The sequence below is a fragment of the Kordiimonas aestuarii genome, assembly GCF_025574465.1.
GTDB lineage: Bacteria > Pseudomonadota > Alphaproteobacteria > Sphingomonadales > Kordiimonadaceae > Kordiimonas > Kordiimonas aestuarii.
Window position 1 is genome coordinate 594,976 of the sequence record NZ_JAOBPP010000020.1, and the last position, 15,372, is coordinate 610,347.

General features: G+C 54.7%; 10 protein-coding genes. 6 read left to right on the forward strand and 4 right to left on the reverse strand.

All coding sequences use genetic code 11. The annotated features are described in order from the left end of the window. The first annotated feature begins 92 nt into the window (after nt 1-92). From OEU85_RS12205 to OEU85_RS12225, 5 genes are all read left to right on the forward strand, one after another. A complete protein-coding gene (locus OEU85_RS12205; RefSeq protein ID WP_262691757.1) occupies nt 93-3,029 on the forward strand; it encodes a bifunctional [glutamine synthetase] adenylyltransferase/[glutamine synthetase]-adenylyl-L-tyrosine phosphorylase in 2,937 nt (978 codons plus the stop codon). A 12-nt stretch (nt 3,030-3,041) separates the two neighbouring features. Then, entirely contained in the window at nt 3,042-3,506 is a 465-nt protein-coding gene (bcp, locus tag OEU85_RS12210) for a thioredoxin-dependent thiol peroxidase (RefSeq protein WP_262691758.1), read from the forward strand. A gap of 5 nt (nt 3,507-3,511) precedes the next feature. Next, on the forward strand, nt 3,512-4,330 hold the full coding sequence (locus OEU85_RS12215) for a ferritin-like domain-containing protein (RefSeq protein ID WP_262691759.1): 819 nt from the start codon (nt 3,512-3,514) through the stop codon (nt 4,328-4,330). Between the two features lie 135 nt (nt 4,331-4,465). Continuing rightward, entirely contained in the window at nt 4,466-5,749 is a 1,284-nt protein-coding gene (locus tag OEU85_RS12220; RefSeq protein ID WP_262691760.1) for a M23 family metallopeptidase, read from the forward strand. Next, entirely contained in the window at nt 5,727-6,173 is a 447-nt protein-coding gene (locus tag OEU85_RS12225; RefSeq protein ID WP_262691761.1) for a bactofilin family protein, read from the forward strand. The genes OEU85_RS12220 and OEU85_RS12225 overlap by 23 nt, the downstream gene beginning before the upstream one ends. Nucleotides 6,174-6,249: 76 nt before the next feature. Here the strand turns inward: OEU85_RS12225 and OEU85_RS12230 are convergent, their stop codons facing one another. The 4 genes from OEU85_RS12230 to OEU85_RS12245 form a co-directional block, all read right to left on the reverse strand. Continuing rightward, nucleotides 6,250-6,831: an ATP-dependent Clp protease proteolytic subunit gene (locus OEU85_RS12230; RefSeq protein WP_262691762.1), complete on the reverse strand. Its 582-nt coding sequence runs from the start codon at nt 6,829-6,831 to the stop codon at nt 6,250-6,252. A gap of 44 nt (nt 6,832-6,875) precedes the next feature. Beyond that, nucleotides 6,876-8,004 (reverse strand): peptide chain release factor 2 gene (gene prfB / locus OEU85_RS12235; RefSeq protein ID WP_262691763.1). Its coding sequence is split into 2 segments (ribosomal slippage): nt 6,876-7,934 and nt 7,936-8,004, totalling 1,128 coding nucleotides; the frame shifts between segments, so codons are not numbered across the junction. 38 nt (nt 8,005-8,042) lie between these two features. Next, the gene (locus OEU85_RS12240; protein ID WP_262691764.1) at nt 8,043-10,574 is read right to left on the reverse strand and encodes a penicillin-binding protein 1A; all 2,532 of its coding nucleotides are present in this window, start codon (nt 10,572-10,574) and stop codon (nt 8,043-8,045) included. Between the two features lie 156 nt (nt 10,575-10,730). Next, nucleotides 10,731-11,927 carry an N-acetylmuramoyl-L-alanine amidase gene (locus tag OEU85_RS12245; RefSeq protein WP_262691765.1) on the reverse strand — a complete coding sequence of 399 codons (1,197 nt, stop codon included), beginning with the start codon at nt 11,925-11,927 and terminating at the stop codon, nt 10,731-10,733. 528 nt (nt 11,928-12,455) lie between these two features. Between OEU85_RS12245 and OEU85_RS12250 the strand changes: the two genes are divergently transcribed. Further along, on the forward strand, nt 12,456-15,206 hold the full coding sequence (locus tag OEU85_RS12250; RefSeq protein WP_262691766.1) for an Rne/Rng family ribonuclease: 2,751 nt from the start codon (nt 12,456-12,458) through the stop codon (nt 15,204-15,206). Nucleotides 15,207-15,372 lie beyond the last annotated feature (166 nt).

Below are 15,372 nucleotides of genomic sequence, written 5' to 3' on the forward strand. Positions count from 1 at the left end.
CCTGCACAACTTAAAGACACTTGATTTGATACGGCAAGGTATGAACACTCCCAGTATCTCGCAAACTAAATTTATGGATCGCCGCTTTTCTTATGGCAGAAAAATCTCAATATCCGCAGGCCTACGATACAGACAAAGCCGACGAAATTTGGGCATGCTTGTGTGAATATCACCAAGAATCACAAAAAAGCGATGAAATCATCAAGTTAAACAAACAGCTTTCCAGCGCGCTTTTCGGTAACAGCCCCTTTTTAGCATCAATTGCAAAACGAAAACCTGAAACTGCCATCGCTGCGCTTTCACGCCCGCCCACAAAGCTCTTTGAAGCCCTCATGACCGAGATGCAGGCCCCGCGGCCAGACCGGGAAACAACGAATGACCTCATGGCCTTCCTCAGGGAGAAAAAGAGCGTTCTTTCACTTCTAAGCGCCGTGGCAGACGTCTCCGGCGTATGGAGCCTCGAAGAGGTGACCGCTGCCCTCAGCCGTTTTGCTGACCTGTCGGTGGAAATAGCCCTCGCACACTTGCTGCACACCCGGATGAGCGCGGGTGACCTGGCGTGGCCTGAGGACAAGCCCGAGCCTGCGACGCCGGAACTCAGCCGCAAGTCGGGGTATTTTATACTCGGCATGGGCAAACTGGGGGCCTATGAACTCAACTATTCTTCCGACATAGACCTGATTGCACTCTATGACAGTGATCGGGCCAGCTATTCAGGGAATAAATCCGTCGGCCAATGCTTCATCCGTCTCACGCAGGAGCTTGTCCAGATCATGGAGAAACGTACCATGCACGGGTATGTTTTTCGCACAGATCTCCGTCTGCGGCCCGACCCGGGCGCCACACCTGTAGCCATCTCCATCGAAGCAGCAGAAAGCTATTATCACTCGATGGCCGTAAACTGGGAACGCTCCGCGATGATAAAGGCGCGGGTTATCGCGGGTGACAAGACCGCCGGACAGGATTATCTCGACACCATGTCCCGCTGGGTATGGCGTAAGAGCATGGACTTTGTTGCACTGCGCGATATCGCCGCCATAAAAAACCAGATCAACCGGCATTATGGCCAGACAAACACAGTATTTGAGGAGTACGATGTCAAGCTGGGCCAAGGCGGCATCCGGGAAATCGAGTTTTTTGCACAGGTAAACCAACTATTGTACGCGGGCCGACACCCGGGCTTGAGGGTGCGCGGCACCATGGATGCGCTCGACGCCCTTGCCACCGAGCAACTCATCCCGGCCAAGACACACAAAGACCTTCTTGACAGCTACCGCTTTTTACGAACGCTTGAACACCGTATTCAGATGGTGGATGACGCACAAACCCACCATATCCCGGACCAGAGGGATGCGATCGACCGTATCGCCTGTTTTATGGGGTTTGAAAATCGGGACGCTTTGCGGGCCAGCCTGCACGATCATACGGAGAGGGTGGGCGCGCACTATGACGAATTATTACCCGAAGAGCAGACTTCGATAACATCGGTCGGATACGGCGAGGCAGATCTTCCGAAAAAACTCGAAGAACTTGGGTTTGCGGGCATCGAAGCCGCGTGCTCAATTATTGAAGGCTGGCGACGGGGCCGCTACCGCGCGCTGAGAACCGAACGCGCGAAGGCGTTGCTGGAGCACATCCTGCCCGGCCTTATGGAAGCTTTCTCTGAAACCCACCAGCCTACCGCGGCCTTGAACCGGTTCGATAAGTTCATTTCCCAGTTGCCAGCCGGTGTGCAGTTGTTTTCACTGTTGCAGGCGAACCCCTCGCTGTTTGGCTTATTGGCACGCGTAATGGGGCTCGCTCCCGCCCTTGCAGAAACGTTGGCAAAGAAACCGGAGCTTTGGGATGCTGTGCTGGAACCCGACTTTTTTGCTCCAATGGATCATGAAGAAGCACTTGCCAGTTATCTTGAGGAGTTGTTGGAAAGTGCGGCCGACTATCAGGACACCCTCGACATTGTCAGGCGGTTTGTCGCCGAAGGCCGCTTCCGCATTGGTGTTCAGCTTCTTGAAGCCCTCGCTAGTGTTGACGAATGTGGTGAAGCCCTCACCCGTTTTGCCGACGTATCTCTGAAGGCGCTTACCAAGGCCGCGGAGCAAGAATTTAGCCAACGCCACGGCCGGTTTGATGGCGGCGGCATTGCAGTTATTGCCATGGGGAAATATGGCGGACGGGAACTCACGAGTACATCCGACCTGGATATGGTGTTTCTCTACCACGTGCCGGACATGGATGCCGTATCAGACGGCATCAAGCCGTTGAGTCCAAGCCAGTATTTCTCTCGGCTGGGTCAGCACATCATCACGGCCATCACAGCGCTCACACCGGAAGGCCGCCTATTTGAAGTAGATACCAGACTGCGCCCCTCCGGGCAGCAAGGGCCGCTGGTCGTTACCCTTAAAACCTTCGCCGACTATTACACTGATGCCGCCTGGACCTGGGAGCATATGGCGCTTACCCGGGCTCGTATCCTTATTGCGCCAGAGAGCGTGCGTGGGGGACTCGAAGATACAATCCTGCGCGTGCTCACCGCACCGCGCGATAAAACCAAGCTTCTTAAGCATGTGCACGATATGCGGAGAAAGCTGGACGGAGAATTTGGTACCGAAAACCCTTGGGCCGTCAAAAATGTTCGCGGTGGTCTTATCGACATGGAGTTTATCTGCCAGTACCTGATGCTGCGTGAGGGCCATGGAGCGCCCGATATTTTCAGCCCGGAGCTGGACGCCAGTATAAACCGGCTCGGCAGTATCGGGGCGCTCACCGCAGAGCAGGTGGACCTTATGCACAAGGCACATTTGTTTGAGCAGAATATACAGTCGGTGCTGCGGTTGTGTCTTGGGTCTTCCCGCATTAAGGATGATGAAATTGCCGAAGGCATTCGCAGGGTTCTATGTCGTATTACAGCCACGGAGGACTTTAACACCCTCAAGACACGCTTGTTGACGCTACAATCAAGCATATACAGCCTGTTTTGCGATGTGATAGAGAAACCCGCAGAAGAACTGAGCCAAGATAAAGACCAATAACTGGAGGTACCCATGACCCTTGACGTCGGTATGCCCGCCCCTGATTTTTCCCTGCCAGGTGACAATGGCCAGACCATCACTTTGTCCGGTTACCGCGGGAAAAAGGTTGTGCTCTATTTTTATCCAAAAGATGACACGCCAGGCTGTACCACCGAGGCCAAAGACTTCACCACGCTGGCGGACGACTTTGCTTCTGCGGGCGCCGTTGTTATCGGTATGTCGAAAGACAAGGCCACAAAACACGACAAATTCATCGCCAAACATGACCTCAAGGTAAAGCTGGCATCCGACGAGGACGGCAAGACGATTGAAAAGTATGGCGTCTGGATTGAGAAGAACATGTACGGGCGCACCTATATGGGTATCGAACGGGCAACCTTTCTGATTGACACCAATGGTGTTGTTCAAAACGTATGGCACAAGGTCCGCGTGAAGGGACACGCCGAAGCTGTCCTTAACGCCGTCAAAGCCCTGTAAGTTTTATGGCGGGTAGCTGGACAAGTATTGGGCAGGCTGCGGTAGCGGTGTTGAAAACCGAACGGGCGCGCACTAAAGCTGAAACAGCGCGGGAAGTGGCGGCGGCCTGGCGGACGGGTCGCCTCGCCTACGAGTTTGACGCCACTCCACCCTCACGTCCAGGCCGGCCTAGCAAACCGGAGCTTCTCTCACCCGGCGATATGCCCAAAAGACGCAAAGGCGGTAGCGACAGCAACCGCCGCGCGCTACTGCATGCGGTTGCCCATATCGAACTGAATGCCATCGACCTCGCGTTTGATATTATCGCACGCTTCGGAGCGGTTATGCCGCGAAGTTTTACCGACGACTGGGTACAGGTTGGTGACGACGAAGCTCGGCATTTTTCGCTTTTAAGCGCCCGGCTCAAGGCAATTGATTCCTTCTATGGAGATCTGCCTGCCCACGATGGATTGTGGCAATCCGCGGAAGAGACAAAAAATAGCCTGCCGGCAAGACTGGCGATTGTGCCCATGGTTCTGGAAGCTCGTGGCCTTGATGTTACCCCCAGGATGATAGAGCAGTTCAAAAATGCTGGCGATAATACGTCAGCCGAAGTGCTGAAAACCATTTATGAGGAAGAAGTAGCTCACGTGGCTACAGGCACGCGCTGGTTCAAGTATCTTGCCAAGAAAGGGACCATCGACGCCGACACTTGGTTCCATGAACTGGTGCAGGAATATTTCAAGGGCCAGCTTAAACCGCCGTTTAATAAACCTGCTCGCTGTCGTGCAGGTATGCCGGTTTCTTTTTACGAACCCCTTGCAGAGATGCTTGAAGCAGAATAAGACACTTGACCAATGGCATCAAAATAGGTGCTATATTGTGAGAAATTAACCAAATACTATAAAAATAATCATACGTTGGGTCGCAGCAGACGACCCACATTGCAGGGTACGGGATCGACGAGGTTGGGGCAGTAGTTGTCTAACGAGTTAACATGGCTGGAAAAATTTCACGCGTTTCGGGGAAAACACTTCCCTGAACGACAGCTTTTTTTGCGTAGCGAAGGCCGGGTAAGATTCCTTACAATTGGCAGCTATACGCAGATGGGCATGGCCTCCGCGCTCGCCATCGCGCTGGTATGGGGGGGTATCACGTCATATGCATATCTTACCCAAGATAAGACTATTGAAAACAAGAACCGCACCATTTCGACAATGAGCGCTCAGTATCAGGCGCTTTCGAATGATTTCTCCGCACTTGAGCTTGAGGTCGAGCGCCGCGCAGAACAGCTTGAGATGCGCCAGAAGTTCCTTGAGGAGCTGCTGGACTCGCCCGCTGGAGAAGCGATCGAGGCTATGCCTGCCCTCGAAGAAACAGCAGATGACAGTGATGATGGCGCAACCGACAAAGTTGCGCCAAAAACGTCTGCGCTTCTGGATGGTTCGGAAGGACAGGCGACTTTCATCGAGCGCCTTTTTGGCGCTGGCGCCGCACAGGCAGCCGTGCATTCGAATATCGACCGTCGAAAAAACCTGTTGTTCCGCCTACAGGATATGGCCGCACGGCAGCAGGCCCTGGCTGATAAACTCAAGTCGGAAGCCGAGACACGCTTGGCCTCTATAGAAACGATTTTGGAGCCGACCAAACTCGGCAGCGACGATCTGATCGCAAAACTAAGTGCTGGCAGCACCGCTCAGGGCGGTCCGTTCGTGCCGGACGCCACCTTTGAATCCGTTTTCAATGATAATGACGGCGCTGTATTTGGTGACCTGATTTCCTCAACCCTGCGCCTTGAGATGGTCACAAATGCGCTCAATAGTTTCCCTGTGGGGAAACCGGCTGAAAAATACTATCTTTCCAGCCGTTTTGGTCGCCGTGTCGACCCCCTCAAAAAAACATGGGCTGATCACCCGGGTCTTGATCTGGCAGGTTGGCCGGGGACGGCCATTTATGCGACAGCGCCTGGCAAAGTGGTGCACGCGGGATGGTACGGCCCATACGGTAACATGGTGGAAATTGACCATGGCAACGGCTTCAGGACCCGCTACGGCCATATGCGCAAAGTGCGGGTGAGTAAAAATGATGAGGTAACATTGGGACAACGTGTTGGCGACATGGGTAAAACCGGCCGTGTTACAGGAACCCATCTCCATTACGAGATCTGGTTTGACGGTGCCGTGCGTGATCCAATGCCCTATTTGAAAGCAGCGAATGATGTTCTCGAAATCCAAGGAAGACATGAAAAAGCCAGTCAGCAATAACAACCCGACGCCGCGTCCGACCGCCGCGCCGACTCCATCGATTATCGGTTCCGATGTTGAGATTGAAGGCAATATCCGCACTGTTGGTGAGTTGCAGCTCGATGGTGCGATAAAGGGCGACCTTACATGTGGAGGCGTTGTCATGGGCGAGAGTGGTGCCGTTAAAGGTATTATTACAGCCGATACCGTAACCATTCGTGGTACCGTCAATGGTGAGATACGGGCCCGTTCCGTCCGGCTTGAGAAAAGCGCCGTGGTGGAAGGCGATGTCTATCACGAAAGCCTGTCGGTGGAAGCCGGTGCTAAACTGACTGGGCGCTTCGCCCACACATCGAGCCCGAAAGAGGGCAAGGCTGCACCGGTGGAGTTGAAGCAAACGGACGAGACTCCTTCGTTTGTAGCCAAGAAACCTGCGGCGGAATAAACCACTGGGTCTTTGGTGACTAGATGGAAAAAAGGGCGCTTAAAGCGCCCTTTTCTTTTACTTAGCTTAGCTAACTTTATGCAATCTCGTCTTGGCTCTTAACGACTTTTCCGACAATACCGTATTTTACAGCTTCGTCACATGTCAGCCAAAAATCCCGATCAACGTCCTTTTCGATTTTCTCAAGCGTTTGACCTGTAGCTTCTGCGAATATCTTGTTCAGGCGCTCGCGCATCTTCACGATTTGCATAGCCTGGATATCGATATTGGCAGCATTACCACTGATCCCGCCTGATGGCTGGTGCAACAGGAAGCGGGTGTTTGGAGTTGCAAATCGGTTTTTCTTGTCTGCGGCCACAAAAATCAGCGCCCCGGCGCTCGCAACCCAGCCTGTGCCGAGTACCTTCACCGGAGAGTTGACGAACTTGATCATGTCATGAATCATATCGCCGGACTCCACATGGCCACCGGGCGAGGAAACCACAATCGTTATCGGATCGTGGGACACCTCATCAAGCGCCATCAGCTTCGCGACCGTGTCGCGTGCGATATCATGGTCGATATCACCGACAATAAAAATCTTCCGTGCGTCAAACAGGATCTTGTTAACCTGCTCGTTTGTGGACTTCTTGTCCTTGTCGTCTTTATCTTTGCTCATTTTATCCCCCATAGGATTGCGGGTGGGCCCTTGGGCCCGGTTTTTCAGTCGATATCATCAACAGCAGCGTTCTCACCGTGCACACGCGCCGCAAGAGCTGCCGCCATAAAGGCATCAAGGTCACCATCCAGTACTTTGTCTGGCTGGCCGGATTCCTCGCCAGTGCGCAGATCCTTCACCATTTGATAAGGTTGCATCACGTACGAGCGAATCTGATGCCCCCAGCCAATCTCGGTTTTGCTGGCATTGATGGCATTGGCCTCCTCTTCCCGGCGGCGCAGTTCCGCTTCATAGAGGCGGGCTTTCAACATGCTCATTGCTGCCGCCCTGTTTTTGTGCTGTGACCGCTCGGCCTGGCACTGCACCACAATGCCTGAAGGCTGGTGCGTAATCCGCACCGCACTATCTGTGGTGTTCACGTGTTGCCCACCAGCGCCTGACGCCCTGTAGGTATCTACTTTCAGGTCACCCTCGTTTATATCGATCTCGATCGAATCATCGATAACGGGATAAACCCATACGGACGCGAAGCTTGTATGCCGGCGGGCATTGCTGTCGTACGGTGAGATGCGCACAAGGCGATGCACCCCTGATTCAGTCTTCAGCCAACCGTAGGCATCCTCGCCCTTGATCTGAAGTGTGGCGGATTTGATGCCTGCTTCCTCACCTGGCATATATTGTACTGTGGAGACCTTGAAACCGCGTTTTTCCCCCCAGCGCATATACATGCGAAATAGCATGGACGCCCAGTCCTGGCTCTCTGTGCCACCAGCGCCGGAGTGGATTTCGACATAGGTATCGTTACCGTCGGCTTCCCCCGACAACAAGGCCTTCAGTTCGGCTGTCTTGGCTTTTTGGGCCAGAGACTTGAGCTGAGCCTCGGCTTCACCCACCATGTCCTCATCGTGTTCTATCTCTGAAAGCTCGATAATCTCGACGGTAGCTTCAAGGTCATCGCTGATCTCGCGCACTGCGCTGATAGCGTCGTCCAGCTTGGTCCGCTCACGCATCAGCTTCTGGGCATTCTGCGGGTCGTTCCAAAGGTCCGGATCTTCAGCGAGCGCGTTCAGTTCCTCAAGTCTGAGTAATGCCCGATCCCAGTCAAAGATGCCTCCTCAGCAGTGCCATTGACTGCTGGAGTTGATCGACGGTTGCCTGAGCTTCCGCGCGCATAACGTCATTCCTTCTTCTTTTGAGGGCACATGTGGCGGTCAGTAGATACCGCCCGTACCTTTTCGAATAGTGCTTTTTGTTTTAGCGTCTTCGAGCGAGCCGTCAAGTACAGCATATTGCCCGGCGCGTGGTTCGGTGCCTGGCTTGAAGGCCTCAAAGATCACATGCTCGTCGCCAACGCCTGCTGGCTGGCCCGTTTCAGCATTCACGCGGACAAGACGAATGCCAGACGGCATACGAAACGGTACGCCCGGTTCGTCCTTTAATGCGTCTTTCATGAAATCCCGGAAAATCGGGACCGCAACCGACGAACCCTCCTCGCCATTGCCTAGTGAACGCGGGCGGTCGAAGCCTGTGAACACACCAACGGCAAGGTCCGCTGAGAAGCCGATAAACCATGCATCCAGACTATCGTTCGTGGTGCCTGTTTTGCCCGCAAGCGGCTTACCCAGCCACTTGATCTTCTGCCCGGTACCGTTTTGCACCACCCCTTGCAGCATGGAAACCATCTGATACGCGGTCAACGGATCAAGTATCTGTTCGCGATTATCGGGCAATTGTGGTTCACGCTGGTTCTGGTCCCACGTCAGGTCGCAGGGCATGCAGATGCGGTCATCATGGCGGTAAACTGTCTCCCCCCGGCGATCCTGCACCCGGTCAATCAGCGACGGTTGGATTTGCTTGCCGCCATTCACCAGCATGCCGTATGCCGCTGTAAGCTGCAGCAGTGTGACTTCCCCTGCCCCCAGCGATGCCGCAAGCGTCGGTTCCATATTTTCAGCAAGGCCAAATTTGTCGGCATATTGCAGCACTGTTCCCACACCCAGATGCTGCGCCAGTCGCACCGTCATCAGGTTCCGGGATTTCTCGAGGCCCAGACGCAGGGTGCTGGGGCCATAAAATTTGTTTGAACTGTTTTTGGGTTTCCATTTCCCCAGACCGTCACCCTGGTCGATCACAAACGGCGCATCAAGCACGAGGCTTGCCGGCGTGAAACCATTATCCAGAGCTGCGGCATATACAAAAGGCTTGAACGCAGACCCAGGCTGTCTTTCCGCTTGAACTGCGCGGTTATATTGGCTCTCGGCATAATCGAAACCACCAACCATGGCCAGTACCCTGCCAGTATGCGGATCCATCGCCACAAGCGCCCCGTCAACTTCAGGAATCTGCCTTAGCGCATACGTCTGGATCGCGCCGATGGGCCTGCCTTTGCTGTCCCAGAAGCTCTGAATTTCGATGAGGTTGTCATTGGCGCGTGCTTCAACGGCGATGACATCACCAACACTGAGAACCTCAGCGCTATCCTTCACGCTTGGACCAAGATATTCACCCTGACGCCATGCACGCGCCCATTTGATCTCCTCGAACGGGATAAAACCAAAGTTGCCATCATTAAGACCAATGATGGCACCGTCCTCCCTTACTTCATGGACAGCAGCCAGTTTCCAGCTTGCAAAACCCAGCGGTTTCTTGAAGGTCCGCAGACGTTCCGCCCACTCGCCATCCACAACCGTGCGGCCGATAGGCCCCCGCCAGCCGTGGCGGCGATCATAGGCCACGAGCCCTTCTCTGAGAGTACGTTCCGCAATCGCCTGAAGGCGCGGTTCCAGCGAGGTCCGCACCGACAGGCCGCCTTCGTATAGCGCGTTGTTGCCATAAAGGCCGCTGATACGACGGCGTACTTCCTCGGCGAAATGCTCAGCTTCAAACCGTGCATGCCCTTCACGTTCGTGCATCACAAGGTCTTCCGCGACTGCGTCAAGGTATGTTGCTTCATCAATATGGCCAAGCTCAAACATCCGCGAGAGTACCCAGTTGCGGCGCCCGAGCGCGCGCTCCTTGTTCCGAACGGGATGATAGTTGTTTGGTGCTTTGGGCAACGCCGCCAAGTAGGCCATCTCGGCCACTGTCAATTCATTCAGTGATTTATTAAAATAGTTGAGGGCAGCAGCCGCAACCCCGTAAGACCGGTTACCAAAGTAAATCTCATTCAGGTACAGCTCAAGAATACGGTCCTTGGAGAAGGCGCGTTCGATCCTGAGCGTCAAGATCATCTCTTTGATTTTCCGGTCAAGTTTCTGGTCAAGCGTCAGCAGGAATGTCCGAGCTACCTGTTGTGTAATCGTGGACCCACCCTGCAACGGTCGATTAGTAAGCACATTCATGACGTTGCGCAGATTGCCGCGGATCATGCCGATATAATCAAGGCCATCGTGCTCGTAAAAATTTTTGTCCTCGGCGGAGAGAAACGCCTCAATCAGCCCCTCTGGAATCGCGTTGATGGGCACAAAGAGACGCTGCTGACGCGCAAACTCAGTCAACAAACTACCGTCGCCCGCATGAATCCGCGTGACGATCGATGGCTCATAGTTGGCAAGTTGTCGGTAATCCGGCAGGTCGCGACCGTAATAGACAATGGCCCATAAAACTGCGGAAACACCTGTGATAATGCCAAGAACACCCAATATAATCGTATAACGGACCAGCCGTCGCCAAAGCCGCCGTTTGGCCTTTTTGGGCGTGCCAGTATTAGTGTCACCGGTGGTGTTTTCAGTCTGTTTTGTCATGGCCTCGTTGGTCTCATCCCTATCTGACACCAATGATCAGTCTGCGCTGTGAATATGGCCCCGTTGTGGCATATCACTGCCGTAAGGAGGTTGCTTATGGCAGCAAAGGGCTTTCCTTGCAATTATCGGTTCGAATTTTCACGGTAGACAGTCAGCTTAACGCCCCAACGCAACCATCTGCTGAAAATAGCGGTCCGTTGCGCGCCGGACCGCCTGCGCGATCTTCTTGCGGCCATCTGAGCTGTTGATGAAACGTGCGTTGCTTTTGTTGGTCAGATAGCCCGCCTCAAGGAGCACGGACGGTACATCTGGTGCTTTCAGGACGCCAAGGTTCGCGAAGCGGTGTGTACGTTGCAACAGCGGCACATCGCGCCCCAACTCCTGCACCAGGATATTCGCGTATTGGGCTGAGAAGTTCATCGTCTCACGCTGCGCGAGGTCGATCAGGATGCTGGAGACATCATCATCCGCCTCCGCTAGGTTCACGCCGGCAATCACGTCGGATTTGTTCTCCCGCGCTGCCAGACGCGCCGCTTCCCGGTCCGACGCCGTCTCGGAAAGGTTATAGACGCTGGCGCCGCTCACATTCGGGTTTTTGATCGAATCTGCATGCACACTGATAAACAGGTCCGCGTGATGACGCCGCGCGATCCGGAAGCGTTCCCGCACCGGGTGAAAGATATCGCGGTCGCGTGTCATATGGACTTGGTATCGCCCTGTCTTGTTCAACTCGTCGCGGATCGCACGTGCAATTTCAAGCACCACAATCTTTTCATGTACCCCGATAACCCCGAGGTTTCCGGGGTCAGGCCCGCCATGCCCCGCATCGATTACCACAACCCGTTTGCCTGATATGCGTTTGCGGGGTGCTGTCACGTCCGGCACGGAAGCAGACGCAAAGCTCGGCCGCTCGCTTTTGCTGCTTTGAACAGCGGACAGAAAACTGCTGCGCGACGTAGGCTCAATATCCAAAACCAGTCGATGGCTGTACTGGCCATTCGGCGGCAAGGTGAACGAGTTGGCGATGGTGGCGGGAGCTTTCAGGTCAAGCACAATCCGGTAGACACCGGGAGAAAACAGGCCATGCCGGTATCCATCCACCACACCAGATGTTTTCACATCGCCATTGGTGCGCCAGTTGGCTTCCGGCAAGTCAATCACCACTCTGTAGGGGTCTGCAAGCAGGAAGATAGACGGCGTTGCTTCGCTGGAAACGTCAAGAACAAAGCGTGTTGTCGTGCCGTTCTGACCGAACCTGATGCCGTCGATAGTGATATCTTTGGCGACCGCAGGCACGCCAGCACCTATCAACATCATCAGACAGACAAGCATCACATTTAACAAACGCGGCACAAACATTCCCCAACAAGCGCTTCTATCCGGCATCAGTTTCCCGCCTATACTATGAACAACGCCTTAATCTCTCAAGAGAAACAAATCAGATGCTCAAAATCGAGTGGTATTGCGGAATAATAATGGCAAATCATGCAATTCATTTAAACGAATGCACAATTTCGATTGTAATGATTGGCGGACTTCACTATTTTAACCCTGCGAGTTTACCGACCGGTCGCATGCGCGCGGCGGGTCTGGCTTTGACGGAACGCTCTCGTGGGCTGGCTTTAAGCAACTGCCCGCCATCGGACCCAAAGCCGAACAAGGACAAGAACCGGCAATGGCCAAAAGGCTTTGCGCATTGAAAAAACATCAGACAGGTCTGCCTCCGTCATGGGCGCAGCGACCATCTTTTGTTGTCTGTGGTCTACCGGGGACTGCCTACTCCACACCTACTATCGTAGTATCATCATATAAATTGGACTTGGCCAGCGCCCCCCTTTCTGAGGGCGTGCCCGCGCGGCTGAGCATCCGGAGAAGTAGTTTATGTCGACAAGAATGCTTATCGACGCGCGTCACTCTGAAGAGACGCGGGTCACAGTTGTTAAGGGAAGCCGCGTAGAGGAGTTTGACTACGAATCTGCAACACGACGCCAACTTAAAGGGAATATATATCTGGCACGGGTAACCCGTGTTGAGCCTTCCCTGCAGGCGGCCTTCGTGGAATATGGCGGCAACCGTCACGGCTTTCTCGCTTTCAGCGAAATTCATCCTGACTATTACCAGATCCCGGTTGAAGACCGGGAGGAGCTGATCGCGGCCGAAGTTAAAGCTGCCGAGACGCTTGTTGATGACGAACATCACCATAGTGAAGAAAGCCCGTCGGCGAATGCTGAAGGCGATCATGAAGGTGATGAAGCGCCTGACGTCAAAGACAGTGATGAAGATGAAAAAGACGCCGAGATCGAAGAAGCAGCGGCACGCCGCCGTGGTCTCCGCGCCCTTAAACGCAAATATAATATCCAGGAAGTGATCAAGCGCCGCCAGGTGCTGCTTGTACAGGTCGTCAAGGAAGAGCGCGGCAACAAAGGTGCTGCACTCACCACATACCTGTCACTTGCCGGTCGTTACTGCGTACTGATGCCAAACTCGACCCACGCAGGTGGTATCAGTCGTAAAATCTCAAGTGCTACTGACCGCAAGCGCCTGAAAAAGATGATTTCCGACCTCGAAGTGCCAGAAGAGATGGGCCTGATTGTCCGTACCGCAGGCATGCAGCGCACCAAGGCCGAGGTCAAACGCGACTATGAATATCTGCTACGCTTGTGGAACGGTATCCGCGAGTTGACGCTGCAGTCCGTGGCCCCTGCCCTCGTTTACGAGGAAGGCAATCTGATCAAGCGTACGATTCGTGACCTCTACACCCGCGATGTTGACGAAATTCTTGTCGAGGGTGAAAACGGTTACCGCGCGGCGAAGGACTTTATGAAGCTCCTGATGCCAAGCCATGCCAAGAAGGTCCAGCATTACAAGGATCGTATTCCGCTGTTTCATCGTTATCAGGTGGAAAGTCATCTGGAGGCGATGTACCAGCCAGTGGTGCAGCTTCGCTCCGGCGGTTATATCGTGATCAACCCGACAGAGGCATTGATCTCGATCGATGTGAACTCCGGTCGGGCCACTCGCGAACATAATATCGAGGAAACCGCCCTCAAGACCAACATGGAAGCCGCTGAAGAAGTGGCCCGTCAGCTGCGGCTGCGTGACATGGCTGGTCTCGTGGTCATCGACTTCATCGACATGGAAGAACGCAATAACAACCGCGCCGTCGAGCGCCGGATGAAGGATGTGCTCAAGTTTGACCGCGCCCGTATCCAGGTTGGCCGCATCTCTTCCTTCGGCCTGATGGAAATGTCGCGCCAGCGCTTGCGCCCGAACCTTCTGGAAGCCAGTATGGAAACCTGTTCAGCATGTGCCGGCATGGGTGTTGTACGCTCGGTCGAATCCGCATCGCTGATGGTTCTGCGTCAACTGGAAGAAGAAGGCATCCGTGGCCGCAGCTCGATTGTGCGCGTAACGGCGAGCCCCGATGTCGCGATTTATCTGCTCAACAAGAAGCGGGCAATGCTGTCTGATCTTGAGACCAGCTATGACTTTGTCATTGAAGTTCTTTCGTCACCGAGCATGGCACCGGCCGAAGTTGAAGTCACCCGCGAAGCAACAGCGTTGGGCGGAAAAGCAGAAGGCCCGGCGGAAAGTGTTGCCGTGAAGCCTGATAGCGCCGCAACAGCGCCCCTGCCTCTCCCGGCTCCTGTTGAGCCAGTCGAGGTTGAGGCCGCTCGTGAAGAAAAGCCGGAAGATGACAAGCCACGCCGCAAACGCCGCCGCCGTCGTCGTCGCCGTCGTGGCGATGAAGCGGGTGAAAGCGCCACCACACAACATGCACAGACAACCGATACCGAGGGTGAAAGCCCGGACGGTGACGAGGCATCAGAAGCTTCAGCTGACGGCGAGATGGCCAACAAGGATGATCGTCCACGCCGCCGCCGCGGTAGCCGTGGCGGCCGCCGCCGCCGTGAGCGCAACGACGCGCCAAAACCTGCTGATGATAATTCACAGCAAGTTGAGGCCGGTGATGCCGGCGCCCAGCCAGTTGAACCTAGCGCGGCCCCTGAAGCTGACGCGCCCACGGAAGAAAAGAAACCGCGCCGTCGCCGCCGTGTTGTTAAGAAGGCAGAGGCTGAATCGGAACAGGCTGATCAATCCACTGACACGCCAGTCATTGACGCTGTTGCCCAAGCCGCCGAGGTCGTTGCGGAAGATAAACCCGCCCCACGGCGCCGCACACGCAAGAAGGCCGTAGCGGAGGATACCGCTGCTGCGCCGGAAGCTGCTGCCGTTGCCACGGATGAAAAACCTGAGGCAGATGAGAAGCCAAAGCGTCGTACGCGCCGCAAAGCCGAGCCAAAAGTGGCGGGTGAGGCAACCGAGCCGGCAGAGGCCAGTGAAACGCCCGTGAAAAAAGCGCCGGTCCGTCGCCGTCGCACCACTAAAAAAGCAGACGATACCGCACCGGTTACAACTGATAAGGCTGCGGCGGCTGAAAAGCCCAAGGAGGCGCCTGCAAAGCCGGCATCCCCAAAGCAGTCAGCGCCAAAACCGGCACCGGTGGATAAACCTGTTCAATCGATCAAGGTTTCAGCCGATAGTAACCAGGCTGAGGCCAGTACCGCAGCGCCGTCCGATGAGGACAGCGGCCCCAAGCGCAAAGGCTGGTGGCAGCGGACTTTCGGCTAATAGGATGAAATCAGTTTGAAAAAAGGCGGCGGGGCCATAGCTTCGCCGCCTTTTTATATAAAAATGTCCCGCACTGGGGTGTTGCACAGCCTTGTCAATCATTGTTCATTGACGATTAAGGCCTCGCGCCCTAGCGTTCGAACGAGCATTGGAGAGATATTTTGCG

What these genes read in the sequence shown, in the direction of transcription:
- OEU85_RS12205 (WP_262691757.1), top strand. Translation starts at nt 93, where the DNA reads ATGGCAGAAAAATCTCAATATCCGCAGGCCTACGATACAGACAAAGCC.
- bcp (WP_262691758.1), top strand. Translation starts at nt 3,042, where the DNA reads ATGACCCTTGACGTCGGTATGCCCGCCCCTGATTTTTCCCTGCCAGGT.
- OEU85_RS12215 (WP_262691759.1), top strand. Translation starts at nt 3,512, where the DNA reads ATGGCGGGTAGCTGGACAAGTATTGGGCAGGCTGCGGTAGCGGTGTTG.
- OEU85_RS12225 (WP_262691761.1), top strand. Translation starts at nt 5,727, where the DNA reads ATGAAAAAGCCAGTCAGCAATAACAACCCGACGCCGCGTCCGACCGCC.
- OEU85_RS12230 (WP_262691762.1), bottom strand. Translation starts at nt 6,831, where the DNA reads ATGAGCAAAGATAAAGACGACAAGGACAAGAAGTCCACAAACGAGCAG.
- OEU85_RS12240 (WP_262691764.1), bottom strand. Translation starts at nt 10,574, where the DNA reads ATGACAAAACAGACTGAAAACACCACCGGTGACACTAATACTGGCACG.
- OEU85_RS12250 (WP_262691766.1), top strand. Translation starts at nt 12,456, where the DNA reads ATGTCGACAAGAATGCTTATCGACGCGCGTCACTCTGAAGAGACGCGG.